Here is a 23,636-nt window from a genome sequence, read left to right on the forward strand (position 1 = left end):
GGAGCGCATGTCCGGCCACTCCAAATGGGCGACCACCAAGCACAAGAAGGCGGTCGTCGACGCCAAGCGCGGCAAGATGTTCGCCAAGCTGATCAAGAACATCGAGGTCGCGGCCCGCATGGGCGGGGGCGACCCGACCGGCAACCCGACGCTCTACGACGCCATCCAGAAGGCCAAGAAGTCCTCGGTCCCCAACGACAACATCGACCGCGCGGTCAAGCGCGGCTCCGGCGCGGAGACCGGGGGGGCCGACTACCAGACGATCATGTACGAGGGCTACGGACCCTCCGGCGTCGCCATGCTCATCGAGTGCCTGACCGACAACAAGAACCGCGCCGCCATGGAGGTCCGCACTGCCATGACCCGCAACGGCGGCTCGCTCGCCGACCCCGGCTCGGTGTCGTTCCTCTTCCACCGCAAGGGCGTCGTCGTGGTGCCCCGCGAGCAGGAGGGACGTCAGGTCAGCGAGGACGACGTGCTGGAGGCGACGCTCGAGGCCGGCGCCGACGACGTCCACGACCTCGGCGAGGCCATCGAGGTCATCTCCGAGGCCACCGACCTGGTCGGTGTCCGTACCGCGCTCCAGAGCGCCGGCATCGACTACGACTCGGCCGAGGCCTCCTTCGTGCCCGACATGCAGGTCGCGCTCGACAAGGATGCCGCGGGCAAGATGTTCCGCCTGGTCGACGTCCTCGAGGACCTCGACGACGTCCAGAACATCTTCGCCAACTTCGACGTCCCCGACGACGTCATGGCCGCCCTCGACGACGAGTCCTGACCGACCCACCCCCCGCTGACCCGTCAGAAACTCTTCGACGGGTCCGCGGGGAGTCGGGCGAGTTTGTGACGCGTCACCGGCCTGGGGGCGTGTCGTGACCCTGGGGTGGGGAGTGGGCGGATAGCGTGTTCTCCGAACAGGTGTTCGGACGAGAGGCGGCGCGATGAGCAGGCCCATGCGGGTGCTCGGGATCGACCCCGGGCTGACCCGATGCGGCATCGGGGTGGTCGAGGGCAGCGTGGGGCGTCCGCTGAGCCTGGTCGACGTCAACGTCGTGCGCACCTCCAGCGACCTTCCGGTGGCCGAGCGGCTGGTCACCATCGAGCGCGGCATCGACGCCTGGCTCGACGAGTACCGGCCGGACGCGGTCGCCGTCGAGCGCGTGTTCGCGCGCTCCGACAGCTCCACGATCATGGGTACGGCGCAGGCGAGTGGCATCGCCCTGGTCTGCGCGGCCCGGCGCGGCCTGCCGGTCGCGCTGCACACGCCCAGCGAGGTCAAGGCGGCGGTGTCCGGCAACGGCCGGGCCGACAAGGCCCAGGTGGGCGCCATGATCACCCGGATCCTGCGCCTGGAGACCCTGCCCAAGCCGGCCGACGCGGCCGACGCCCTGGCGCTCGCCATCACCCACATCTGGCGCGGCGGCGCCCAGGCGCGCATCGACGCGGCCCTGGCCGCCAACCGGCGCCCACGGGCCACCGCCCCCACCTTCAGGAGCAGAGCGTGATCGCCTTCGTCCGCGGCCAGGTCGCCGCGCTGACCGTCTCCAGCGCCGTGCTGGAGGTCGGGGGAGTCGGCCTCGAGCTGATGTGCACCCCCGGCACCCTCGCGTCGCTGCGCCCGGGTCACCAGGCCACGCTGTCGACCAGCATGGTGGTGCGGGAGGACTCGCTCACGCTGTTCGGGTTCGCCGACGACGACGAGAAGTCGACGTTCGAGCTCGTGCAGACCGCCTCCGGCGTCGGCCCCAAGGTCGCCCAGGCGATGGTCGCCGTGCTCAGCCCCGATGACCTGCGTCGCGCGATCGCCGCCGACGACGTCAAGACGCTGACCCGGGTGCCCGGCATCGGCCAGAAGGGCGCGCAGCGGATCATCCTCGAGCTCAAGGACCGCATCGGCGCCCCCACCGGCGCTCGGTCCGCGAGCCCGGTCGCCGCCGCCGCACCGTGGCGCGATCAGGTCACCCAGGGCCTGGTCGGGCTGGGCTGGTCGGCGAAGGACGCCGACGCGGCGGTGGAGACCGTCGCGCCCGAGGCCGGCGACCTGCCCGATGTGGGCGCGCTGCTGCGCGCCGCGCTGCGCTCGCTGAGCAAGGCCTGACCCGGTGCACGAGGACGAGCTGGAGGTCGCCGAGGAGCAGTACCTGCGCTCGCTCACGGCTGCGGAGGCCGAGGGCGACGAGCGGGTCATCGAGGCGGCGCTGCGACCCCGCTCGCTCGACGAGGTCGTCGGGCAGCATCGCGTGCGCGAGCAGCTCGGCCTGGTGCTCGAGGCGGCCCGCCAGCGCGAGCGCGCTCCCGACCACGTCCTGCTGTCCGGGCCCCCGGGGTTGGGCAAGACGACGTTGGCGATGATCATCGCCCACGAGATGTCGACGCCGCTGCGGCTGACCAGCGGCCCTGCGATCACCCATGCCGGCGACCTCGCCGCGATCCTGTCGGGACTCAACGAGGGCGACGTGCTGTTCGTCGACGAGATCCACCGGATGTCGCGGCCCGCCGAGGAGATGCTCTACATGGCGATGGAGGACTTCCGGGTCGACGTCGTCATCGGCAAGGGCCCCGGGGCGACCGCCATCCCGCTCGAGATCCCGCCGTTCACCCTCGTCGGCGCCACCACCCGTGCCGGGCTCCTGCCGGGGCCGCTGCGCGACCGCTTCGGCTTCACCGCGCACCTCGAGTTCTACGCCCCCGAGGAGCTCGATCTGATCGTGCGGCGATCCTCGGGGCTGCTGGGGGTCGACGTCACCGACGACGGCTCGGCCGAGATCGCCTCGCGCTCGCGCGGCACCCCGCGCATCGCCAACCGCCTGCTGCGCCGCGTCCGGGACTACGCCCAGGTCCGCGCGGACGGCGTGGTCGGCCTCGACGTCGCTCGCGCCGCCCTCGAGCTCTACGAGGTGGACGAGCTGGGCCTGGACCGCCTCGACCGCGCCGTCCTCGACGCGCTGTGCCAGCGCTTCGGTGGGGGTCCCGTCGGCGTCTCCACGCTCGCGGTGGCCGTCGGCGAGGAGCGCGAGACCGTCGAGGAGGTGGCCGAGCCGTTCCTGGTGCGCAACGGCTTCCTCGCGCGCACGCCACGCGGCCGGATCGCCACTCCCGCCGCCTGGCGCCACCTGGGGCTGACCCCACCGCGCGGCGCGTTCCCGGGCGCGGAGGAGCCCCTGTTCGAGGAGTGATTGGCGGTCCGCGGTGCTGCCACGGCTAGACTCTCCCGTCGGGCGGTCTGCCCCCGCTGTTGGTGCGCGCAGGCTGCTCTCCCTCATCGTCATCGGTTGGAAGGTCTTGTCGTGCCCGAGCTCGTCCAGCTCTTGCCCCTCGTGGGCATCGCTCTCCTCTTCTGGCTCCTGGTCATCCGACCGGCCTCTCGCCGCCAGCGGGAACTCGCGCGCATGCAGTCGTCGTTGTCTGTAGGGGACGAGGTCATGCTCACCTCCGGCGTGTTCGGCACGCTGCGCGAGCTGCACGACGACCGCGTCTCCGTCGAGATCGCACCGGGCGTGGTCATCAGCGTCGCCCGCGGCGCGGTCGGCAACGTGGTCACCCCTGAGCCGGAGCTCGGTCCGCCCGAGCCCGAGGAGAACTGACATGGCACGCAAGCAGGCCCGCCCCGGACGCACCCTCGTGGTGTTCTTCCTGGGCACCGCCCTCCTCTACGGGCTCGTGGCGCTCGCCGGCTCCTGGAAGCCCGAGCTGGGTCTCGACCTGCAGGGCGGTACCCGGATCACCATGGTTGCCAAGGGCGACCCGAGCGGCGAGAACCTCGACGAGGCTCGCCAGATCATCGACCAGCGTGTCAACGGCTCGGGTGTGTCCGAGGCCGAGGTGGTCACCCAGGGTGGCGACATCATCGTGGTGGAGATCCCGGGAGACCCCCGGCGCGACCTGGTCGGCACCGTCCAGCGGCAGGCGCAGCTGCGGTTCCGTCTGGTCGCGTGCTCGGACTCGAAGGGCTGCCCACCACCGACCGCCGGTACGCCGGCGCCGACGCCCGCCCCGGGCGCCACCCCCGACGGCGCGCCCAGTGCCTCGCCCAGTGCCTCGCCCAGTGCCACGCCCAGTGCCACGCAGTCGGGCAGCAACCGCGTCGCCCCCGGCTTCGCGACCGAGGACGAGACGCCTTCCCCCAGCCAGGCCCCGGCACCCACCGAGGGGGCGAGCGACGCTCCCGTGGAGTCGTCCACCGAGCGCCCGAGCGACGAGCCGACCGCGCTGCCGGAGAGCTTCGACGAGCGGGCGGTCGTGCCCCTCGACCAGGCCGTGGCCTTCATGCGCGGCGCCTACACGCAGGCCGACTACGACGCCTACAACGCCTACCAGTGCAACGAGGACGGCCTGATCTCCAAGGTCGAGGGCGCCCCCGCCGCTCTGCCCGAGGTGCCGTCGGACGACCCGCTCAAGCCGCTCGTCGCCTGTTCGGAGCCCGAGGCCGCGACCAAGAGCCAGCCCGCGACCCCTTCCATCAAGTACCTGCTGTCGCCGGCCGTCATCGCCGGGACGGACCTCGAGGACGCCGGCTTCGCGATCCCGCAGAACTCGGTCAACTACGCCGTCACCCTCGACATCGGCGGCGAGGGCGAGGACGTGTTCTCCAAGGCGTCCAGCACGCTGACGCCCGATGTCGAGCAGTTCGCGATCGTGCTGGACGGCGAGGTCATCTCGGCGCCGACGTTCACCAGCACCATCCCCGACGGCTCGGCACAGATCACCGGCAACTTCACCGAGTCGCAGGCAGCGAGCCTGGCGACCAGCCTCAAGTACGGCTCGCTGCCGATCTCGTTCGAGGACCCGTCGATCCAGACGATCGGTCCCTCGCTCGCCGGCGACCAGCTCCGCGCCGGTCTCACAGCGGGCGCCTTCGGCCTCGGCCTGGTGCTGATCTACTGCCTGCTCTACTACCGCGGCCTCGGGCTCGTGGTGGTGGCCTCGCTGCTCGCCGCCGCCGCGGTGACCTACGCCCTGGTCCTGCTCCTCAGTGAGACGGCGGGCTTCACGCTCACCCTGCCGGGCATCGCGGGACTGATCATCGCGGTCGGTGTCACCGCCGACTCCTTCATCATCCTGTTCGAGCGCATCCGAGACGAGATGCGCGACGGCAAGACGATGCGGGTCGCGGTGGAGACCGGCTGGAAGCGAGCCAAGGTCACCCGGCTCGCGGCCCAGGTCGTGTCGCTGCTCTCCGCGGCCGTGCTCTACATCTTCGCGACCGGAGCGGTGAAGGGCTTCGGCTTCGCCCTCGGCCTCTCCACGATCGTCGACCTGGCGATCCTGTTCTGGTTCACCAAGCCGATGATCTCGTGGCTGGCCCGCTTCAAGTTCTTCAACAGCGGCCACCGGCTCTCGGGCCTGAGCGCGGAGACCCTCGGCATCGACGCGCTCCCCACGCCTGCGCCCTCCCGTGCACGCGTCTCGACCGGAGGTAGGGCCTGATGGGCAAGTTCTCACGGCTGGGCAACGACCTGTACAACGGTCGCCGCTCGATCGACTTCGTCCACCGCCGCCCGCTCTGGTACACCATCACCGGCGTCGTCGTGCTCCTCGCGATCGCGGCGATCGTGGTGCGCGGGCTCAACTTCGGCATCGAGTTCACCGGCGGCACCGAGTACCGCGTGCCGATCGCCGGGGGAGCGACCCAGGAGACCGCCGAGGAGCTGCGTGACGCCGTCGCCGGCTCCGGCGTCGACGGCACCGAGGCCGCCTCCGCGACCACGGCCGGCGACAGCGTGCTGATCCAGGTGGAGGAGCTCACCCAGGGTGAGGCCGACACCGTCGCCGAGGCGATCCGCACGGTCGTCGACGTACCCGCCAACGACCTGGCGCAGGACGAGATCGGAGCCAGCTGGGGGGCGGAGGTCGCCGAGCGCGCCGCGCTCGGTGTCGCGGTCTTCCTCGTCCTGGTCCTGATCTTCATCGGCCTGTATTTCCGCGAGTGGAAGATGTCGATCGCGGCCTTCGTCGCCTTGGCGCACGACATCATCATCACCATCGGGGTCTACGCGCTCTCGGGCTTCCAGGTGACCCCGTCGGCGGTGACGGGCCTGCTGGCGATCCTCGGCTTCTCGCTCTACGACACCGTCGTGGTGTTCGACAAGATCCGGGAGAACACCCACGAGCGGCTCCAGAAGGGCCAGAGCTACGCCGACGCCGCGAACCTGGCGGTCAACCAGACCCTCGTGCGCTCGATCAACACCGGCATCGTGGCCCTCATCCCGATCGGCGCGATCCTCTACGTCAGCGCCATCCAGCTGGGGGCGAGCTCGCTGCAGGATCTGGCGCTCGCCCAGTTCGTCGGGATGGCGGTCGGCGTCTACTCCTCGGTCTTCCTCGCGCCGCGCGTGCTCGTGCACATGAAGTCCGGCGAGTCGGCCGTCAAGGAGCAGGAGCGCCGGGCCAAGGCCCGCGCCCGTGCGATGGCCGACCGCTACGCCTCGGTGCCGACGTTCGTGGAGGACATGCCGGTCATGGACGAGCCCGACGACGAGGCCTTCGACGATGAGGGCCAGCCCGAGACGCGGCCCACGGCGCCGCCACGGGCCGTCGAGGCCAGCGACCGGGGCCGGGTCGCCCCGACGGTCCGCAAGCCCGTCCGGCAGAGCAACGCCGCGGGGCGCCAGCAGCCGGTGCGCCAGCCGAAGTCCAAGCGCGACAAGAAGTGAGCCGTGCCGTGAGTGAGCGAGCGCGGGAGGCGCTCGAGCGGTTGGTCGTGGACGTCCCGGACTTCCCCGAGCCCGGGATCGTGTTCAAGGACATCACGCCGCTGCTGGACGACGCCGAGGGCTTCGCCGCGGTCGTGGACGCGCTGGCGGCGGCCGGTCGTGACGGCGACGGCAACGTGGTCGTCGACAAGGTCGTCGGCATGGAGGCCCGCGGCTTCATCCTGGCCGCCCCCGTGGCCCTCGCCCTGGGGGTGGGGTTCGTGCCGGTGCGCAAGGCCGGCCGGCTGCCGCGCCGCACCCATGCGGTCTCCTACGCGCTGGAGTACGGCGAGGCGACGCTGGAGATCCACCAGGACGCGATCGCCCCCGGTCAGCGGGTGCTGCTCATCGACGACGTGCTCGCCACCGGAGGCACGGCGCGCGCCGTGGTCGAGCTGGTCGAGTGCTGCGGCGGCACCGCCAGCGCGGCGGCCATGCTGATGGAGCTCTCGTTCCTCCGTGGCCGCGACGTCATCGGCGACCTGCCTCTCGCGTCGCTCATGGTCGTCTGACACGTAGACTCGAGAGGTGACCGAGGAACGCGCTGCTCCGCCGACGCGGGAGCGCGCGCCCGCGGCCTCGTCGGACCAGGCGCCGCCCTCCACGCGCAGCATGCGCGCCCGGCTGGCCCGCATGGGCACGCGCACCCCGAGCGCCAATCCGGTGCTCGAGCCGCTCTTCCGAGCCATCCGCGCGAACCACTCGAAGGCCGACCTGAGCCTGATCGAGCGGGCCTACACGACCGCCGAGAAGATGCACGGCACCCAGATGCGCAAGAGCGGTGATCCCTACATCACCCACCCGCTCGCCGTCACCACGATCCTGGCCGACATCGGCATGACCGAGTCGACCCTGGTCGCGGCGCTGCTGCACGACACGGTGGAGGACACGCCCTACACGCTCGACCAGTGCCGGGAGGACTTCGGCGACGAGGTCGCCCGCCTGGTCGACGGGGTGACCAAGCTCGACAAGGTCCAGTACGGCGACTCGGCGCAGGCCGAGACCATCCGCAAGATGATCGTCGCGATGTCGCGCGACATCCGGGTCCTCGTCATCAAGCTCGCCGACCGCCTGCACAACATGCGCACGCTGCGCTACGTCCCGGCCAAGAGCCAGGAGCGCACCGCCCGCGAGACGCTGGACATCTACGCGCCGCTGGCCCACCGGCTCGGGATGAACACCATCAAGTGGGAGCTCGAGGACCTCGCGTTCGCAACGCTGCACCCCAAGATCTACGACGAGATCGTGCGGATGGTCGCCGAGCGCGCGCCCTCGCGCGACCAGTTCCTCGCCGAGGTCATCACCCAGGTCGAGCAGGACCTGCGGGAGGCCAAGGTCAAGGCCACCGTCACCGGCCGGCCCAAGCACTACTACTCGATCTACCAGAAGATGATCGTCGGCGGCCGCGACTTCTCCGACATCTACGACCTGGTCGGCATCCGCATCCTCGTCGACGAGGATCGCGACTGCTACTCCGTCCTCGGTGTGCTCCACTCGCGCTGGAACCCCGTCCTCGGGCGGTTCAAGGACTACGTCGCGATGCCGAAGTTCAACATGTACCAGTCGCTGCACACCACCGTCATCGGCCCGCAGGGCAAGCCGGTGGAGATGCAGATCCGTACCTTCGCCCAACACCGCCGGGCGGAGTACGGCGTCGCGGCGCACTGGAAGTACAAGGAGAACGGCCGCGCCGGCGCCGACACCGAGCGCCGCGGCGACATGGACGACATGTCATGGGTGCGTCAGCTGCTCGACTGGCAGAGCGAGGTCGAGGACCCGGGCGAGTTCCTGGAGTCCCTGCGCTTCGAGATCAACCGTGCCGAGACCTACGTGTTCACCCCGCGCGGCGACGTGATCGCGCTGCCGGCAGGCGCCACCCCCGTCGACTTCGCCTACGCCGTGCACACCGAGGTCGGTCACCACACCATCGGCGCGCGGGTCAACGGCCGGCTGGTGCCGCTGGAGTCGACCCTCGACAACGGCGACGTGGTGGAGGTCTTCACCTCCAAGGCGCCCAACGCGGCCCCCTCCCAGGACTGGCTCACGTTCGTCCGCTCGCCGCGCGCACGCTCCAAGATCCGCCAGTGGTTCACCAAGGAGCGCCGCGAGGAGGCCATCGAGCGTGGCAAGGACGAGATCGCCAAGCTGATGCGCAAGGAGGGGCTGCCGCTCAAGAGGCTGCTGTCCCACGAGTCGCTGACGCTGGCCGCCGTCCACTTCAAGATCGCGGACGTCTCCGCGCTCTACGCCGCGGTCGGCGAGGGCAACCTCAGCGCGCAGGCGGTCGTACGCCGAGTCATCGAGCTGCACGGCGGCAACGACGGAGCCCAGGAGGACCTCGCCGAGGCCGTCACGATCACCGGGCGCCGTGGCCGGTCCAAGATCCCCACCGGCGGAGACGCCGGCGTCATCGTCAAGGGCTCGCCGGACGTGTGGGTCAAGCTCGCCAAGTGCTGCACGCCGGTCCCGCCCGACGACATCCTCGGCTTCGTCACCAAGGGCGGGGGAGTCTCGATCCACCGTCGCGACTGCACCAACGCCAACGCGCTGCTGTCGCAGCCGGAGAAGGTGCTCGAGGTCGAGTGGGCCCCCACCGGCAACTCGACGTTCCTGGTCAACATCCAGGTCGAGGCGATCGACCGGGCCCGGTTGCTCTCGGACATCACCATGGTGCTCTCCGACGCGCACGTGAACATCCTCAGCGCCAACCTCTCCACCACCCGCGACCGCGTCGCGAAGAGCCGCTTCACCTTCGAGATGGCCGAGGCCAAGCACCTCGACACCGTCCTCAAGGCCGTCCGCGGCGTCCCCGGGGTCTTCGACGCCTACCGCGTCACCCAGTAGCGGCCATCCTGGGATCGACGGGTCAGCCGGCGGGGGTGCCGGGCTCGCCGGAGGTGCGGGTGAGGACGCGCAGCGAGCCGCAGGAGTCGGACTCGGTGAAGGCGCCGCCGGCCAGCGCGCGCTGGAAGACGTGGTACGGCGCCTGGCCGCCGTCGGCGGGGTCGGCGAAGACGTCGTGGATGACCAGCGCCCCGCCGGGCAGGAGCCAGTGCGCCCAGCCGGTGTAGTCGTTCTGCGCATGCACCTCGGCGTGCCCGCCGTCGATGAAGAGCAGTGAGAGCGGGGTGCGCCACAGGCGCGCGACCGTGGTGCTGCGGCCCACGACGGCCACGACGTGGTCCTCCAGGCCGGCCAGGGCGATCGTGCGGCGAAAGACCGGCAGGGTGTCCATGGCCCCGAGCTCAGCGTCGACCAGCGTGGGGTCGTGGTGCTCCCAGCCCGCCTGGTTCTCCTCCGAGCCCCGGTGGTGATCGACGGTGACGACGGTGCCGCCGACCTCGCGGGCCGCGGCACCGAGGTAGATCGCCGACTTGCCGCAGTAGCTGCCGACCTCCAGCGCGGGCCCGTGGGGCAGCCGCTGGCGGGCGACGCGGTGCAGCAGGTCGCCCTCGTCCTCGGGCATGAACCCCTTCGCGGCCAGGGCGTGGGCGAGCAGGTCGGCGGGCATGCTGGTCTCGGACACGGGCGCCACCCTAGGATATGGAACACGTTCTAGTTTGACCGCCACGGAGAGGCGCCGCATGTCGATCGGGATCTCGGACGAGCACATCGAGCTCGCCGCCAGCCTGCGCAAGTGGGCCGCCTCGCTCGACGCCCCCGCGGCGGTCCGCGCGGCCGCCGACGATGCGGGGGCGAGGTTCGACGACGTCTGGGCGGGCGTGAGCGAGATGGGCGTCGCCACGATCGGCCTGCCCGAGGCAGCGGGAGGCGGGGGCGGGAGCGTCCTGGACGTCGCCGTCGCGCTGGAGGCGTGCGCCCACGAGCTGGTGCCGGGCCCCCTGCTGTCCACCGCGGTGGCTGCCGCGCTGCTGGGGGAGACGCCCTCGGCGGCGCAGGCGCTGGCGCACGGTGCCCGCTTCGGGCTGGAGCTGGCGGGCTCCGAGGTCATGTGGGACGCCCCCGGCGCCACGCACCTGCTGGTCGGCGACGACGGCGACCACTGGGTCGTCGTACCGGCCGAGACGGCGCGGGTCACGCCCCTCACCGGGGTCGACCTGAGCCGGCGGCTCGGCTCGGTCCGGGTCGACCGCCGGGCTGAAGGGGCCGTCCCGGTGCCGGGGCTCACCGCCGACGTCGTACGGCGGACGGCGGTGACGCTGGCGGCCGCGGAGGCGGCGGGCGTCGCGCGCTGGTGCCTGCAGACCGCGGTCGACCACGCCAGGGTGCGCGAGCAGTTCGGCAGGCCGATCGGAGCCTTCCAGGCGGTGAAGCACCTGTGTGCGGAGATGCTGGAGAACGCCGAGGCGGTGACCGCGGTGGCATGGGACGCCGCGTCGGTCGCGTTCGAGGATGACGAGCAGTGGGCCCTGGCGACGGACGTGGCGGCCGCGGTCGCCTTCGACGGCGCGGTCTCGGTGGCCAAGGGCTGCATCCAGGTCCTCGGCGGCATCGGCTTCACCTACGAGCACGACGCCCACCTCTACCTGCGCCGCGCCCTCACCCTGCGTGGGCTCCTCGGCGACGCGGACACCGCGGCCGAGCGGCTGGCCGCCCGCGCCATCGCCGGCGTAAGGCGCACGGTGCGCGTGGACCTGGGTGGCCGCGACGAGGCGGTCCGCGAGCGCATCGCGACGGCGGTGGACCGCGTGGCCGCCGCCGAGGATCCGCGCGCCGCGCTGGTGGAGACCGGTCTGCTGACCCCGCACTGGCCCGAGCCCTACGGCCTGGGCGCCGATCCGGTCACCCAGCTCGTCATCGACCAGGAGCTGGACCGCGCCGGCGTGACGCGCCCCGACATCGTCATCGCGGGGTGGGCGCTGCCGACGATCCTCGAGCACGGCACCGACGAGCAGCGGGAGCGGTTCGTGCGGCCCTCCCTGCTCGGGGAGCTGGTGTGGTGCCAGCTCTTCTCCGAGCCCGGCTCCGGCTCGGACCTCGCGTCCCTGCGCACGCGCGCAGAGCGCGTCGACGGGGGCTGGAGGCTCACCGGGCAGAAGGTGTGGACGTCGGTCGCGGAGCGGGCCGACTGGGGCATCTGTCTGGCGCGCACCGACCCGGACGTGCCGCAGCACCGCGGCATCAGCTACTTCCTGGTGGACATGCGCAGCGAGGGCATCGACATCCGGCCGCTGCGCGAGATCACCGGCCAGGCGCTCTTCAATGAGGTATTCCTCGACGAGGTGTTCGTGCCCGACGAGTGCCTGGTCGCCCAGGAGGGCGACGGTTGGCGCCTCGCCCGGACGACCCTGGCCAACGAGCGCGTCGCCATGGCCACGAGCCGCCTCGACAAGAGCGTCGAGCGGGCAGCCGCGCTGGCCGCCGCGGGCCTCACCTCCGCCCAACGGGTCCGGGTCGGCCATGCGGTTGCGCTCTCGAGCACCTGCTCTCTGCTCGGCGTGCGGTCCACACTGCGCTCACTCGCCGGCCAGGGCCCCGGCGCCGAGTCCAGCGTCGCCAAGCTGCTCGGCGTACGCAACCGTCAGGACAGCGCCGAGCTCGTCGTCGAGCTGTACGGCGAGCGGCTGGTGCGCACCGACGACGAGGACGTGCGGTCGGCGGTGTGGGAGATGCTCAACACGCGCTGCCTGTCGATCGCCGGCGGCACCACCCAGATCCTGCGCAACGTCGTCGGCGAGCGCCTCCTCGGCCTGCCGCGCTGAGGGCCCGCATCTCACGGGCGTTCACGCGTCGCGGTCCTCCGGCAGGTCGGTCCACCGCAGCATCGCGGCGATCTGGGCACCTAGGGTCATCGGGTCGAACGGCTTGGCGATCACTCCGGAGATCGCGTAGTCGTCCCACGGCTCATGACCGCCGACCGTGCTCTTGGCGGTGAAGAGGATGACCGGGGTCTCGCGGGTCCCGGGGTCGGCCTGCAGGTGCTGGAAGGTCGTCAACCCGTCCATGTCGGGCATCATCATGTCCAGCAGCACGGCGTCGGGTCGGTGCCGCACCGCCATGTCGATGGCGGCCAGGCCCCCGTCGGCGGTGAGCGCGGTCCACCCGTTGACGGTCTCGAGGCTGATCTGGGCGAGCTGGCGGATCATGTCGTCGTCGTCGACGACGAGCACGGTGCGAGGCGTCATGGGCCCTCCTGGTCGAGGTGAGCGGAGCTCAGCGAGTCGAGTCTGTCGCTGGGTCGTGGTAGGTGGCGGCGTAGTAGGTCTGGTGGTCGATCACCTCGGTGGTCACCTCGCCGTAGGCCTCCAGGAGCTTCATGTAGGTCTCGCCGAAGCCGCGGGCGTCGTTGAACGCGCACATGTCCCATGAGACGACGCCACGGTTCTTCATGACCTCGAGCGCCATCGGCTCGATCATGGCGTGCAGCACCTGGGCGCCCTGGTGTTCAGGGTGAACGAGCGCGAAGCCGAAGTAGTAGACCGCGTTGCGGGCGCTGTGCTCGGGGAAGCGGCGGGCGAACCATCGGGGGCTGATCCACGGCACTGCCTCCAGGTCCGTGGTCAGCGTGGTCATCCCGATCGCCTGACCGTCGTGACCCCAGGCGATGTACTTGCGCACCCGCGGGTCGTGCATCTCCTCGAGGAACTCCGACTCGTGCAACATGTGCCTGGCGACGGCGCGGGTCTCGATGTCGGAGAAGGCGTCGCGGTAGAGCTGGTAGTAGTCGGCCGCCGTCACGGTGTCGACCCGGGACTCCACGCTCACCCGCGCTACCGCACTCTGGGCGGCTGCCGGCACGGGCACCGACACGGACCGCCCGGCCTCATCGTCGCCCAGCGCGGAGGTGTCGGCGTCGTCGGGAGTCACCGGGGGCACGGCGCCGGTGGTGGTGGCGGCGGGCGTGCTCTCGTGCCAGGTCGCGACCTGGTACGCCGCCAGGACCAGGGCGCACACGGGCTGGTCGACGCACGTCGCGGAGGCCAACGACATGGAGACGGTGCCGTAGTCGTGGCCCCTGGTGGCCACCATGTCGGCCAGGCTGGCTGCGATCAGGCCGCGGACCTGCTGCTCGGAGCTGCCGTGGTGCTCCACGAAGAGACCGGCGCCGGTCTCATCGGCACACCAGCCGAGCCCGGCCCAGGCGACCTCGCCCGGGTGGGATGCGTAGGCCTCGGCGCGCACACAGAACAGCAGGTCGCCGTGAGCGCCGGCCAGAGGCGTGTCGACGTGCTCGAGACGGCTGCCGGGCGGGATCACCGAGGAGAGGGTGACCAGGTTGAAGTCGGCCACACCGGCCAGGTGCAGCGCGTGGTCGAATGCGGAGAGCCGGGTGCTGCCGGTGCCTGAGCCCGTGCGCAGGGTGATGTGCAAACCGGTGGGGTCCTGAGCGGGCACGGTGTTGACAGGGACGTGCCGCTCGGATCGCGTGGTGGTCATGGATCTCCTGGGTAGGTGAAGTCTTCGACGGCGGTGACGGCTCGCGCGGGCATCAGCAGACGGTGGGCGGGCCCTCGGCTGGGTGGAGACCCACGCTGGGCGGGGGTCCGATGAGATCGCTGGCAGTAGAACACCTCGACGTCGACGGCGCTGTGGACGGCGAGAGAATTCTGCGCCATCGTGCGCCCGCGACGACACCCGACCCCCAGGCCGTCCGTCAGCCTCGTGCAGCCGCACTCGGCCGCCCTTTGTGACCGCTCGGCACTGCCGCTGCTACGGCGGCGACGAGTTGGGCCTCGCTGACCGGTGTGACGAGCCAGCCGTCGCTGTCTCCGGCCGTCGCCGCGTCGGTCTGCGGAGCTACCTGGGAGAGGACGACCACCGGCACGCGGTGCGACGCTTCGCTCTCGCGAAGGGTCGTCAAGACCTCCGCACCGCCCGTGCTCGGCAGGCTCAGGTCCAGCAGGACCACGTCTGGACGCTCGCGGCGGATGAGGTCCAGGGCCCGGTCGCCCCTGGTGACGCCGATCGCGCGGAAGCCGTGCTGTCGCAGCAGGGAGCACGACCTCTCCACCGCCGTCGCATCCTCGGCGTAGACCAGCACGCTTCGAGAGTCCGACACCGACGCGCCGGCGGGCGGGCCGGTGGCCGGACCGGTGGTCGGGCCGGGGGAGGAGCCGGCGCCTGCGGAGCCGGGGGCGCGAGCTGCCGAGGGGAGCGTGAAGTGGATGGTGGTGCCCCGCCCCAGTCCGCTCTCGGCCCAGATGCGTCCTGCGTGCTTCTCGACGATGCCGCGACAGATCGCCAGCCCGAGCCCCGTGCCACCCTTCTGCCGGGTGTCGGAGGAGTCGACCTGCTCGAAGCGCTCGAAGACGATCTCGAGCTTGTCGGCAGGGATGCCCCGGCCGTGGTCGCGCACGCGGAAGTGGACCTCGGAGTCGATGGTCTGGGAGTCGAGGTGCACCGCGGAGCCAGGCTCGGAGAACTTGATGGCGTTGCCGATCAGGTTCAGCAGGGTCTGGACGATGCCGTCCTCGTCGGCAAGGACCTGTCCTTGTGCGGCGCCGACCAGCACCTGGATGCCGGCCTCGGTCGCCATGCCCTCGATCAGGCCGGCGGCGGTCTGGAGGAGGTCACCTGCGTCATGGACGCGCACCTCCATCGGCTGGGTGCCGGACTCGATGCGCTCGATGTCCAGGAGGTCGTCGATGAGCCGGGTCAGCCGCTGGCTGCTCTGCAGCGCTACGTCGACCAGGGGCGCGGCGCGCTCGGGAAGGGCGCCCAGCTGCCCGGCGTGCAGGAGGCCAAGCGAGCCGCGGATCGAGGTCAGCGGCGTGCGGAGCTCATGGCTGACGACAGAGAGGAACTCGTTCTTCATCCGTTCCACCTCGCGACGCTGGGTGATGTCGCGGAACGTCACCACCGCACCTTTGACGTCGGAGTCCTCGATCAGGGGAGAGGCGGTGATCTCGACGGCGAAGCGGGAGCCGTCGGCGCGTACGTACTCGTCCTCCACGGACATGGACAGGTCCCCGTGGGCGATCGCCTGGTGGATGTAGCAGCCCGCCCACGGAAGCGGGATCCCGTCGGCGTCGGTGGCGTGGAAGCGCTCGTGGGCGCGTTGGCCCTGCAGCTCCTCGGTGGACCAGCCGAGCATCCGTGCAGCGGAGGGGTTGGCGAAGGTGACCCGGCCTTCGCTGTCGACGCCGTAGACGCCGTCGCCGACCGAGGTGATGAGGACCTCGTTGGCTCGGGCCAGCCGCCGCAGTCCGGCGGTCTGATGCGCTACCCGCTGCTCCAAGCCCCGGCGCAGGGCCGTGTTGTCCATGGTCAGGAGAAGCTGCCGGGCTCCGGCGGCCACGACGATCAGGACCCAGAGGACCGACTGGGCGGTCTGCAGCCGTCCGGTGTCTCCGCTCGCCACCTGCACGACGGTGGCGGTGGCCAGGATGCTGAAGACCAGCGAGGTGCCGACCAGATCCGAGGGCCGGAACTGGGCAAGGTCGGACTGGGCGGCCCTGCCGGGCACCGCGGTGGCCAGGGCCAGCGTCAGGTATCCCGCGATCCAGCCGAGGTCGAGCAGGCTGCCGAACCGGAACGTGCCCTCCGAGGTGAGCACCGCGAAGGGCAGGTCCGCGGCGGCGTACATCACGAAGGCGGCCGCAACCAGGCCGAGCATCAGCCGGTCGCCGCGGGGGGCGCGGACCACCAGGAGCACCGCCACGGTGACCAGGGCGACGTCGAGGGCCGGGAAGAGCAGCGCCAGCGCACGGTTCGCCGCGCTGCCGGTCGGTCCGGCGCCGCTGAGGAGCTCGGAGTACACCAGGGCGGAGGCGATCAGGAGGAACGCGCCGCCGGCCACGATGCTGTCCAGGAGCATCACCAGCAGGTCCGCGCCGCGGCGGCGGACGCCCGGGAAGATCGTCAGGGCGAACGTCGAGAGTACGAGCGCCACGGCGATGCACAGGTTGCCGAGCAGGCTGGGTGAGGTGACCGGGTCGGCGCCGACCACCGTCGACCAGGTGTTGCCTACCAGCAGCACGTACCCTGCCGTGACCAGCACCCACCACGGGCGGGCGTCATCGGCTCCGCTGGTGCGCGCCTTGTGCGTCCCGCAGGCGATCGCGACCAGGCCGGCGATCAGGATGCCCGCTGCGCTGACCGACTCACGCGCGTCGGCGGGCAGGACGGGGGAGAGCAGCAGCGTGAACGCCGCCACGCCTACCGCCCACAGGCCCACTGCCCCGCGGAATCGGCGTCGGGGGTCGGACGCGAGGCCTGCCGCTGCCAAAGGTTCTCACTCTCCATCACGCGGTGGCCGAAGGCCTGGGTCCGATCCAGGGAGCCTAGGGCAACATCGTCGCGTCGACGACCCGGGTGCTGTCTCGCGGCCGCGCGGGACCCGAGGTCGGCTGGAAGGGGTGGTGCCATCAGTGGGGGTGGCTCAGGCGACGGCGCGAGGCAGCGAGATCCGCACGGTGGTGCCCTCGCCCGGCTGCGAGGTGACGGCGACCGTGCCGCCGTGGCCCTCGACGATGGTGCGGACGATGGCCAGGCCGAGGCCGGTCCCGGGGATGGAGGACACGACGGCGCTGCTGGCGCGGAAGAAGCGCTCGAACAGGCGGTCCTGCTCCATGGCCGGGATCCCGATCCCGGTGTCGCTGACGGTGACGACCGCCAGGCCCGGCGAGGCGCCGGGTGGGTCCGTCTCCAGCGAGATCTGCACCCGGCCGCCGCGGGGGCTGAACTTGAGCGCGTTCGACACCACGTTGACCAGCGCCCGCTCGAGCTGGACGGCGTCGCCCACGACTTGGGGGCCGGACTCCGGGAGGTTGACGGAGACCTCGAGGCCGGGGTGCTCGAGCGGCTCGGTCGACTCCAGGGCGTGCGTGACCACGTCCGCCAGGTCGAGGGTCACGTGGTGGGAGCTGTCCGCGAGCGACTCGACGCGCGAGAGGGTGAGGATGTTCTCGATCAGTCCCAGGAGCCGTTGACCGGCGCGGCTGCCCCGATTCAGCATCCTGCGCTGCTGGTCGTTGACCGGTCCTACCGCCTCGGCGGCGAGCATCTCGTTGAACCCCATGATGCTGGTCAGCGGGGTGCGCAGCTCGTGGCTGACCGTCGCGAGGAAGTCCGACTTGGACCGGTCCAGCCGCTCCAGCTCCTCGACGGCCCGCCGCTCCCGGTCCAGCGCGCCGCGCAGGGTCTCCTCGACGAGCGCCCGCTCCGTGACGTCCTCCCCGACCTGGAGGTGGCCCATCAGCGTGCCGTCGGCGGCCCGTATCGGCGTGACGTTGACGTTGAGGAGGAGTCGGCGACCGTCGGCCCCGACCAGCGTCCGGTCGCCCCGCTTGGGGATGTCGGCTGTCAGCTCCTCGGAGCGCTCGCGCAGCTCGGCCGGGTCGTAGAGCTCGGCGAGGCGACGCCCTTGGAGGTCCTCTGGGCCGAAGCCCAGCAGCTCTCGGGTGCCGTGGTTGACGTAGGTGATCCGCCCCTGCGGGTCGGTCGCGATGATCGACGTCCCGGTGGTGGCGGCCAGCAGCGCCGCGTTGAAGTCACGCTCTGTCTCCAGCTCGCGCTGCGCCTCGCGCTGCTCGGTGAGGTCGACGAGCTGGGCGACGACCAGGTCGCCCGAGGCCGTGTCCGGGACCCACGAGAGCGCCAGACGCACGCAGCGGGCCGGTTCGCCCGCCAGCGCCAGCTCCTCCTCCCAGCCGCTGCGCTCACCGGCCATCATCTGCCGCGCCGCCTCGACGACCGCGTCGCCGTGCGAGCCGAGCCGCTCGGCCCAGTCCCGGCCGAGCAGGTCGTCACGCCCGACGCCGAGCAGGTCGCCGGCCGGCTCGTTGAGGTCCACCACGACCAGGCCGTGGTGGGCCGGGCGCAGGAGCATGGTCGCGATGACCGACTCGATGAGGCTGCGCCGGTAGGTCTCGCCCACGGCCAGCGCCGTGCGCAGGCCGGCGCGGCGCTGGCTGACGTAGAGCGACAGGGGCACGGACACCAGAGCGATGACGACCAGGTCGAGCTGGACCAGGACATCGCGGCTTCGAGCGGTCAGGTCGGGGTCCGATCCGAAGGGGCCGCCGTCCGCGGCGGCGAACGCCGTGACCACCACGCCCGCGGTCAGTACCTCGAGCGCGAGAGCGCGCGGAGAGAGCACCTGGGCGCCCCACACGAGCAACGGCAGCGGGAGGAAGGCGAGCGGCAGCGGCTGCGCGCCGTGGTGGATGACCGCGAAGGCGGCGATCGTGGCGCCCGCCTGGACGAACTGGATCGCCCGGGGGGCGTCGCTCGCCCGGGCCTGGGGATCCCCGGCCATCAGGACCAGGGGGAGCATCAGGAGGGTGGCGGCGCTGTGAGCGGCCGCCACGCTGCCCCAGGTGTCCAGGAACGGCCCGCCCCGCAGCAGCGTCACGGTGGTCCCGATGACGGTGCCCACGCTGACCGCGCCGGCCACGATCGCCAGCAGTACCCGCGGCAGGTCCTCCGGCGCCCTCAGCCGGAACGGCCGCCGGTGCACCCCCAGGACCAGCGCCACCACCAGGCACTCGGACGCGTTGCCCACCCCGAACAGGGCGGCGACCTCGGGCGATCGCCCGGCGACGGCGTTGGCGATACCGGTCACCACGACGATGCCGCCGAGCAGGAGGGGCCAGTGCCGCACCGGGCTGAGGACCACCAGCGCGACCCCGACGCCGGCGGCCGGCCACCAGGTGGCCACCTCGGAGCCGAGCGGCGCGAAGTGCACCGAGAGGACCGACAGGCAGAAGATCGCGACGTAGCCCAGGGTGACGCCGAGCGGTCCGGAGCGTACGGCCCACGGCGTCGACCTCATGCAGATCGCCCCTGCAACAGCTCCTCGACCGCCTGCGTGAGCGCCGGGATGCTGAACGGCTTCGTGGCGTAGGAGTCGGCGCCCGACGCCAGCCCGGCGGCGATGTCGCCGGGGTCGGCCATCGCCGAGAGCATCAGGATGAGCGGCTCCGGTGAGCGCGTGGAGGCGCGGACCCGGCGGGCGACCTCGAGCCCGGACATCTGCGGCATGGACACGTCGAGCACCATCAGGTCGACCGGCTGGGCATCGAGCACGTCGAGCGCCGCCGGCCCGTCCGACGCGGTGAGCACGTCGTGACCCGCGAGGCCCAGAGCGAGGGACAGCAGCTCTCGGATGTCCTCGTCATCATCGACGACCAGCAGCCTTGCCATGCGCCCTCCTTGCTCCGGTCCGATCCGGTGGGACGCCGAGCGTCGCGCTGAGGCGGAGCGTCGGTACGTGCAGAGTAAACCCCGCAGAGGCCGCAGGGGCCGACGTCAGGCGGGGGAGTGTGCCCGTCGGTAGCCGTTCCAATGCCAGTGCAGGTACCGGTCGATCGCCCGGACGATGTGCGAGGACCGGATCGAGGGGAACACATCGAAGGCGTGCTGGGCCCCCGGCAGCTCGGCGTACACGACGCTGCGCCGGGAGATCTCGCGCAGCCGGGCTACGAAGAGACGGGCCTGGTCGACCTGGACCAGGGTGTCGGAGCTGCCGTGCAGGACGAAGAAGTCCGGCGCGTCGGGGGTGATGCGCAAGATGGGGGATGCCGCCTCGAAGACCTCCGGGCGCTCCTCCCAGCTGGCCTGCATGATCCGACGGGCGAGGAAGCTGTCGCGCATCCTCACGGCGCTCCTCAGCCCGGTCGCCCCGGCGAAGTCGTAGACCCCGTAGTGCGGCACGGCGCACTGCACGGAGGTGTCGGCGTCCTCGAACCCGGGCTGCCACGCCTTGTCATCGGCGGTCAGCGCGGCCAGGGCCGTCAGGTGGCCTCCGGCCGACCCGCCGGTGATCGCGATGTAGTCGGGGTCGCCGCCGTAGTCGGCGATGTGCTCTCGGATCCAGGCGATCGCCTGCTTCACGTCGACCACGTGCGCCGGGAACGGGTCGCGGGGCGAGAGCCGGTAGTTGATGGCGACGCAGACCCAGCCCTTCGCCGCCAGGTGCTGCATGAGCGGGATCCCCTGCTGGTCCTTGTTGCCGAGGGTCCAGCCGCCGCCGTGGACCTGGAGCAGGACCGGGGCGCCCTCGACCGGGCTGGCGACCGGCAGGTACACGTCGAGCAGCCCGCGCCTGCCGTGGTCGTTGTAGGAGAGGTTGCGCTCCACGCGCACCTCGGCGCTGCGCATGCGAAACGGGTAGACGAGCTTGCGCCAGGGCACGGCGAGGTCCGCGGGAGTGGGCTCGGCATCGAGCTGCTCGACGTACTCGGCACCGAGCGCCTCGACGAGGGACTCCTCCGCCTGGTCGCGGACGCGTCGGGACTGGGCGATCATGAAGGCGAGGCCCGCCGCGTTGAGCCCGGCCAGGGCCAAGCCCACGCGGTCGCGTCGTCGCCTGCCGGCGTGGGTCGCGGCATCCGCCGCCGTGGCCGCCAGCAGGTGTGGCGCGAGCTCGCCGGTGAGCCAGCCCGCGAGGAAGGACGGGATGCCCACCTCGAAGCCCGGCAGCGGCCGCAGGGCGTTGGCGGTGAGCGCGGCGGTGACGACCTGTCGGCGGCGGAAGCCCATAACGACAGGCTAGTGCAGTCGTTTAGAACACGTTCCACTTCCCCCACCTAGGATGCCCCCATGAACCGCCTGTCCGGACTCGACGCCAGCTTCCTGTACCTGGAGACGCCGGCGCAGCTCATGCACGTCTGCGGGCTCATCGTCCTGGACCCCGCCACCATCCCCGGCGGCTACTCCTTCGCCGCCATGCAGGCGGCCATCGACCAGCAGGTCCGGGACGTCCCGGCGTTCACGCGCAAGCTCCGCAGAGTGCCGATGGGACTCGACCACCCGATCTGGGTGCGCGACCGGCAGTACGACATCGAGCGCCACGTGCACCGGCTGGCGCTGCCGTCGCCGGGCGGGTACGACGAGCTGGTCAGCCTGGCCTCACACCTGGCCGCCCTGCCGCTGGACCGGTCCCGGCCGCTGTGGGAGATGTGGGTCATCGAGGGTTACCAGGGTGGCGACAAGGTCGTCATCTTCTCCAAGATGCACCACGCGACCGTGGACGGAGTCTCCGGCTCCAACCTGATCTCGCACCTGTGCGCGCTCGAGCCCGACGCCGCCCCTCTGGCGCTGGGTCCGCAGGAGACGCACGGGCGCGACCCGGGCGCGCGCGAGCTGCTGGGGCGCGCCGTCCTGAGCAACCTGGCGCTACCGGTGCACGCCGCCCGGATCATCGCCCCGACGGTCGCCGGCCTGGCCCGCACCGTGGGACGCGCCCGTGCCGGGACAGCCATGGCGGCGCCGCTCACGGCGCCTCGGACGTCGTTCAACGGCACGATCACCGGACACCGCACCATCGGCGTGGTCGACGTCGACCTGGACGCCGTCCGGCGCGTCAAGTCGGCCACCGGCACCACCGTCAACGACGTCGTGCTCGCGCTGGCGGGCGGCGCGCTGCGTGCCTATCTCGAGGAGCGCGGGGAGCTGCCCGAGAGCTCGCTGCTCGCGTCGGTGCCGGTCAGTGTGCGCGAGCAGTCGCGCCACGAGCACGGGGCCAACAAGGTGTCGACGCTGTTCGCCAAGCTCGGCACGGACGTGGAGGACCCGCTCGAGCGGCTCGAGGAGATGGCGGACTCCAACCGGCACGCCAAGGACCACCACCAGGCGATCAGTGCCGACGCGCTGCAGGACTGGGCGGAGTTCGCCGCCCCCCGCACCTTCGGTCTCGCCGTCCGCGCGTACGCCGGCCTCCGCCTCGCCGAGAGGCACCCGGTGGTGCACAACCTGGTGATCTCCAACGTCCCCGGCCCGCCGCTCCCGCTGTACTTCATGGGCGCCGAGATCATCGGCCTCTACCCGCTCGGCCCGGTCTTCCATGGGGCGGGAGTCAACATCACGGTCATGTCGAACAACAGCCGCCTGCACGTGGGCGTCATCGCGTGTCGTGAGTCCATGCCCGACGTCGAGGCCCTCGTCCGGCACTTCCCCGCGGAGCTCGACCGCCTCGCCGACGCCGTCGCCGCCCGTGACGCCACCACCCCGATCACCAAGAACGCGAAGAAGAAGGCCCGCGCGAAGGGTTGAGCGGGCGGGGGCGGATGGGCGGATGGGCGAGTCTCACCGCTCGAGCGGTGAAGCTCGCGGCACGCGCGCGGCGCCTCAGGAGGAGGTGCGCCGGCGGAGGTCGCGGCGGCGGGCGTTGACGGTGTGGGCGGCCTCGACGACGGCGGGGACGAACTTCTCGGCCTCGAGCACGCACATCGCGTGGCCCCCGTCGACCTCGTGGACGGTGGCGCCTCGGATGGCGCGGGCGAGGCGGACCTGGCGACGGGGCGGGATCACGCGGTCGCGGGTGCCGACGACCACGGCGGTCGGGACGTCGATGTCGCCCACCCACGGTCGTGAGTGGTGCTGGCCCAGGGCGGCGAGGGCCTGGCCGATGGCCCAGGGGCTGGTGCTGCGCAGCTCGCGGGTGGCCCACTCGTGGATGTCGGAGGGCGCCAGGTCGAGCGCGCGGGCGGCTGCCCGCGCGGCGGTGAGCGCCGTACGTGAGCGAGAGACGCCCCGGGCGCCGAGCATGGTGACCCCCATGCCGGTGAAGAAGAGCTGCTCGGCCGGGTTGAGCCGGAACCGGTCGGTGGTGGCGCACAGGAGCAGGCCCTGGACCTTGTCCGGGTGCTGGCGCCAGACCCGTTGCGCGACGATCGAGCCCATCGAATAGCCGCCCACGATCACGTCCTCGAGCCCGAGCACGCCGATCAGGGCGCCGACGTCGTCGGCGCAGTCGCGAAGCGAGAACTCCTCGCTGCGGATGCCCTGCCCGTGCCAGCGCTGGTCCATCGTGACCACCCGGAAGCGACGCGCGAGCGGGTGGATGGCGGGGTACCAGGTCAGCAGCCCGGTGCACCCGAGTGCGTGCAGCAGCACCAGCGCGGGGGAGTCGGGCATGGGCCCCGGCGTGTCCGTGACGTACGTCGAGCCGCCGCGGCCGGGGAGCTCCACCATCTCGCCGGGCGGGATCAGCGCCCACGGCAGGTAGACCCGGTTGCGCAGGAGGCCCCCCGGTGACAGCACGGTGTGCCCTCCTCTCCGTCGTGGCCGGGCCAGACTAGAACAGGTTACAGTTTCGTC

19 protein-coding genes are annotated in these 23,636 nt (G+C 71.7%); 11 read left to right on the forward strand and 8 right to left on the reverse strand.

Annotated features, from left to right (window positions below; translation table 11 throughout):
* Nucleotides 1-7 precede the first annotated feature (7 nt).
* From LRP67_RS13465 to LRP67_RS13505, 9 genes are all read left to right on the forward strand, one after another.
* Nucleotides 8-778 (forward strand): YebC/PmpR family DNA-binding transcriptional regulator, encoded by a 771-nt coding sequence (locus tag LRP67_RS13465; RefSeq protein WP_231270680.1) that lies wholly within the window; start codon nt 8-10, stop codon nt 776-778.
* Between the two features lie 175 nt (nt 779-953).
* Entirely contained in the window at nt 954-1,505 is a 552-nt protein-coding gene (ruvC, locus tag LRP67_RS13470) for a crossover junction endodeoxyribonuclease RuvC (RefSeq protein ID WP_231270992.1), read from the forward strand.
* Nucleotides 1,502-2,098, forward strand: a complete 597-nt coding sequence (gene ruvA, locus LRP67_RS13475; RefSeq protein ID WP_231270681.1) for a Holliday junction branch migration protein RuvA — start codon at nt 1,502-1,504, stop codon at nt 2,096-2,098. Before ruvC ends, ruvA begins: the two co-directional genes overlap by 4 nt.
* A gap of 43 nt (nt 2,099-2,141) precedes the next feature.
* Nucleotides 2,142-3,176, forward strand: coding sequence for a Holliday junction branch migration DNA helicase RuvB (ruvB, locus tag LRP67_RS13480; RefSeq protein ID WP_374107423.1), 1,035 nt, complete (start codon nt 2,142-2,144; stop codon nt 3,174-3,176).
* A gap of 111 nt (nt 3,177-3,287) precedes the next feature.
* Nucleotides 3,288-3,584 (forward strand): preprotein translocase subunit YajC, encoded by a 297-nt coding sequence (gene yajC / locus LRP67_RS13485; protein WP_231242713.1) that lies wholly within the window; start codon nt 3,288-3,290, stop codon nt 3,582-3,584.
* 1 nt (nt 3,585) lies between these two features.
* Nucleotides 3,586-5,427 carry a protein translocase subunit SecD gene (gene secD, locus LRP67_RS13490; RefSeq protein ID WP_231270682.1) on the forward strand — a complete coding sequence of 614 codons (1,842 nt, stop codon included), beginning with the start codon at nt 3,586-3,588 and terminating at the stop codon, nt 5,425-5,427.
* On the forward strand, nt 5,427-6,653 hold the full coding sequence (gene secF / locus LRP67_RS13495; RefSeq protein WP_231270683.1) for a protein translocase subunit SecF: 1,227 nt from the start codon (nt 5,427-5,429) through the stop codon (nt 6,651-6,653). The genes secD and secF overlap by 1 nt, the downstream gene beginning before the upstream one ends.
* 8 nt (nt 6,654-6,661) lie before the next feature.
* Nucleotides 6,662-7,204 carry an adenine phosphoribosyltransferase gene (locus tag LRP67_RS13500; RefSeq protein ID WP_231270684.1) on the forward strand — a complete coding sequence of 181 codons (543 nt, stop codon included), beginning with the start codon at nt 6,662-6,664 and terminating at the stop codon, nt 7,202-7,204.
* A 100-nt stretch (nt 7,205-7,304) separates the two neighbouring features.
* On the forward strand, nt 7,305-9,536 hold the full coding sequence (locus LRP67_RS13505; RefSeq protein ID WP_231270993.1) for a bifunctional (p)ppGpp synthetase/guanosine-3',5'-bis(diphosphate) 3'-pyrophosphohydrolase: 2,232 nt from the start codon (nt 7,305-7,307) through the stop codon (nt 9,534-9,536).
* 22 nt (nt 9,537-9,558) lie between these two features.
* Here the strand turns inward: LRP67_RS13505 and LRP67_RS13510 are convergent, their stop codons facing one another.
* On the reverse strand, nt 9,559-10,218 hold the full coding sequence (locus tag LRP67_RS13510) for a class I SAM-dependent methyltransferase (protein ID WP_231270685.1): 660 nt from the start codon (nt 10,216-10,218) through the stop codon (nt 9,559-9,561).
* Between the two features lie 58 nt (nt 10,219-10,276).
* Here LRP67_RS13510 and LRP67_RS13515 point away from each other — a divergent pair, with 58 nt between their 5' ends.
* Nucleotides 10,277-12,355, forward strand: a complete 2,079-nt coding sequence (locus tag LRP67_RS13515; protein ID WP_231270686.1) for an acyl-CoA dehydrogenase — start codon at nt 10,277-10,279, stop codon at nt 12,353-12,355.
* A gap of 21 nt (nt 12,356-12,376) precedes the next feature.
* Here the strand turns inward: LRP67_RS13515 and LRP67_RS13520 are convergent, their stop codons facing one another.
* The 6 genes from LRP67_RS13520 to LRP67_RS13545 all read right to left on the reverse strand — a co-directional run bounded on the left by LRP67_RS13520 (nt 12,377) and on the right by LRP67_RS13545 (nt 21,077).
* On the reverse strand, nt 12,377-12,778 hold the full coding sequence (locus tag LRP67_RS13520; RefSeq protein ID WP_231270687.1) for a response regulator: 402 nt from the start codon (nt 12,776-12,778) through the stop codon (nt 12,377-12,379).
* A gap of 28 nt (nt 12,779-12,806) precedes the next feature.
* Complete coding sequence (locus LRP67_RS13525) at nt 12,807-14,030, reverse strand: pyruvoyl-dependent arginine decarboxylase (RefSeq protein WP_231270688.1); 1,224 nt, start codon at nt 14,028-14,030, stop codon at nt 12,807-12,809.
* Between the two features lie 217 nt (nt 14,031-14,247).
* Complete coding sequence (locus LRP67_RS21895) at nt 14,248-16,749, reverse strand: ATP-binding protein (protein WP_231270689.1); 2,502 nt, start codon at nt 16,747-16,749, stop codon at nt 14,248-14,250.
* A 225-nt stretch (nt 16,750-16,974) separates the two neighbouring features.
* Nucleotides 16,975-19,368 (reverse strand): ATP-binding protein, encoded by a 2,394-nt coding sequence (locus LRP67_RS13535; RefSeq protein WP_231270690.1) that lies wholly within the window; start codon nt 19,366-19,368, stop codon nt 16,975-16,977.
* A complete protein-coding gene (locus tag LRP67_RS13540) occupies nt 19,365-19,739 on the reverse strand; it encodes a response regulator transcription factor (RefSeq protein ID WP_231270691.1) in 375 nt (124 codons plus the stop codon). Before LRP67_RS13540 ends, LRP67_RS13535 begins: the two co-directional genes overlap by 4 nt.
* A 105-nt stretch (nt 19,740-19,844) precedes the next feature.
* A complete protein-coding gene (locus LRP67_RS13545; RefSeq protein WP_231270692.1) occupies nt 19,845-21,077 on the reverse strand; it encodes an alpha/beta hydrolase in 1,233 nt (410 codons plus the stop codon).
* Nucleotides 21,078-21,137: 60 nt separating this feature from the next.
* Between LRP67_RS13545 and LRP67_RS13550 the strand changes: the two genes are divergently transcribed.
* Nucleotides 21,138-22,589, forward strand: coding sequence for a wax ester/triacylglycerol synthase family O-acyltransferase (locus LRP67_RS13550; RefSeq protein WP_231270693.1), 1,452 nt, complete (start codon nt 21,138-21,140; stop codon nt 22,587-22,589).
* 75 nt (nt 22,590-22,664) lie between these two features.
* Here LRP67_RS13550 and LRP67_RS13555 read toward each other — a convergent pair whose 3' ends face one another.
* On the reverse strand, nt 22,665-23,579 hold the full coding sequence (locus tag LRP67_RS13555; RefSeq protein ID WP_231270694.1) for an alpha/beta fold hydrolase: 915 nt from the start codon (nt 23,577-23,579) through the stop codon (nt 22,665-22,667).
* Nucleotides 23,580-23,636 lie beyond the last annotated feature (57 nt).

The organism is Nocardioides sp. cx-169 (assembly GCF_021083605.1).
In the GTDB taxonomy this organism is placed as follows: domain Bacteria; phylum Actinomycetota; class Actinomycetes; order Propionibacteriales; family Nocardioidaceae; genus Nocardioides.

What these genes read in the sequence shown, in the direction of transcription:
- LRP67_RS13465 (WP_231270680.1), top strand. Translation starts at nt 8, where the DNA reads ATGTCCGGCCACTCCAAATGGGCGACCACCAAGCACAAGAAGGCGGTC.
- ruvC (WP_231270992.1), top strand. Translation starts at nt 954, where the DNA reads ATGCGGGTGCTCGGGATCGACCCCGGGCTGACCCGATGCGGCATCGGG.
- secD (WP_231270682.1), top strand. Translation starts at nt 3,586, where the DNA reads ATGGCACGCAAGCAGGCCCGCCCCGGACGCACCCTCGTGGTGTTCTTC.
- secF (WP_231270683.1), top strand. Translation starts at nt 5,427, where the DNA reads ATGGGCAAGTTCTCACGGCTGGGCAACGACCTGTACAACGGTCGCCGC.
- LRP67_RS13505 (WP_231270993.1), top strand. Translation starts at nt 7,305, where the DNA reads ATGCGCGCCCGGCTGGCCCGCATGGGCACGCGCACCCCGAGCGCCAAT.
- LRP67_RS13515 (WP_231270686.1), top strand. Translation starts at nt 10,277, where the DNA reads ATGTCGATCGGGATCTCGGACGAGCACATCGAGCTCGCCGCCAGCCTG.
- LRP67_RS13520 (WP_231270687.1), bottom strand. Translation starts at nt 12,778, where the DNA reads ATGACGCCTCGCACCGTGCTCGTCGTCGACGACGACGACATGATCCGC.
- LRP67_RS13525 (WP_231270688.1), bottom strand. Translation starts at nt 14,030, where the DNA reads ATGACCACCACGCGATCCGAGCGGCACGTCCCTGTCAACACCGTGCCC.
- LRP67_RS13535 (WP_231270690.1), bottom strand. Translation starts at nt 19,368, where the DNA reads ATGAGGTCGACGCCGTGGGCCGTACGCTCCGGACCGCTCGGCGTCACC.
- LRP67_RS13540 (WP_231270691.1), bottom strand. Translation starts at nt 19,739, where the DNA reads ATGGCAAGGCTGCTGGTCGTCGATGATGACGAGGACATCCGAGAGCTG.
- LRP67_RS13545 (WP_231270692.1), bottom strand. Translation starts at nt 21,077, where the DNA reads ATGGGCTTCCGCCGCCGACAGGTCGTCACCGCCGCGCTCACCGCCAAC.
- LRP67_RS13550 (WP_231270693.1), top strand. Translation starts at nt 21,138, where the DNA reads ATGAACCGCCTGTCCGGACTCGACGCCAGCTTCCTGTACCTGGAGACG.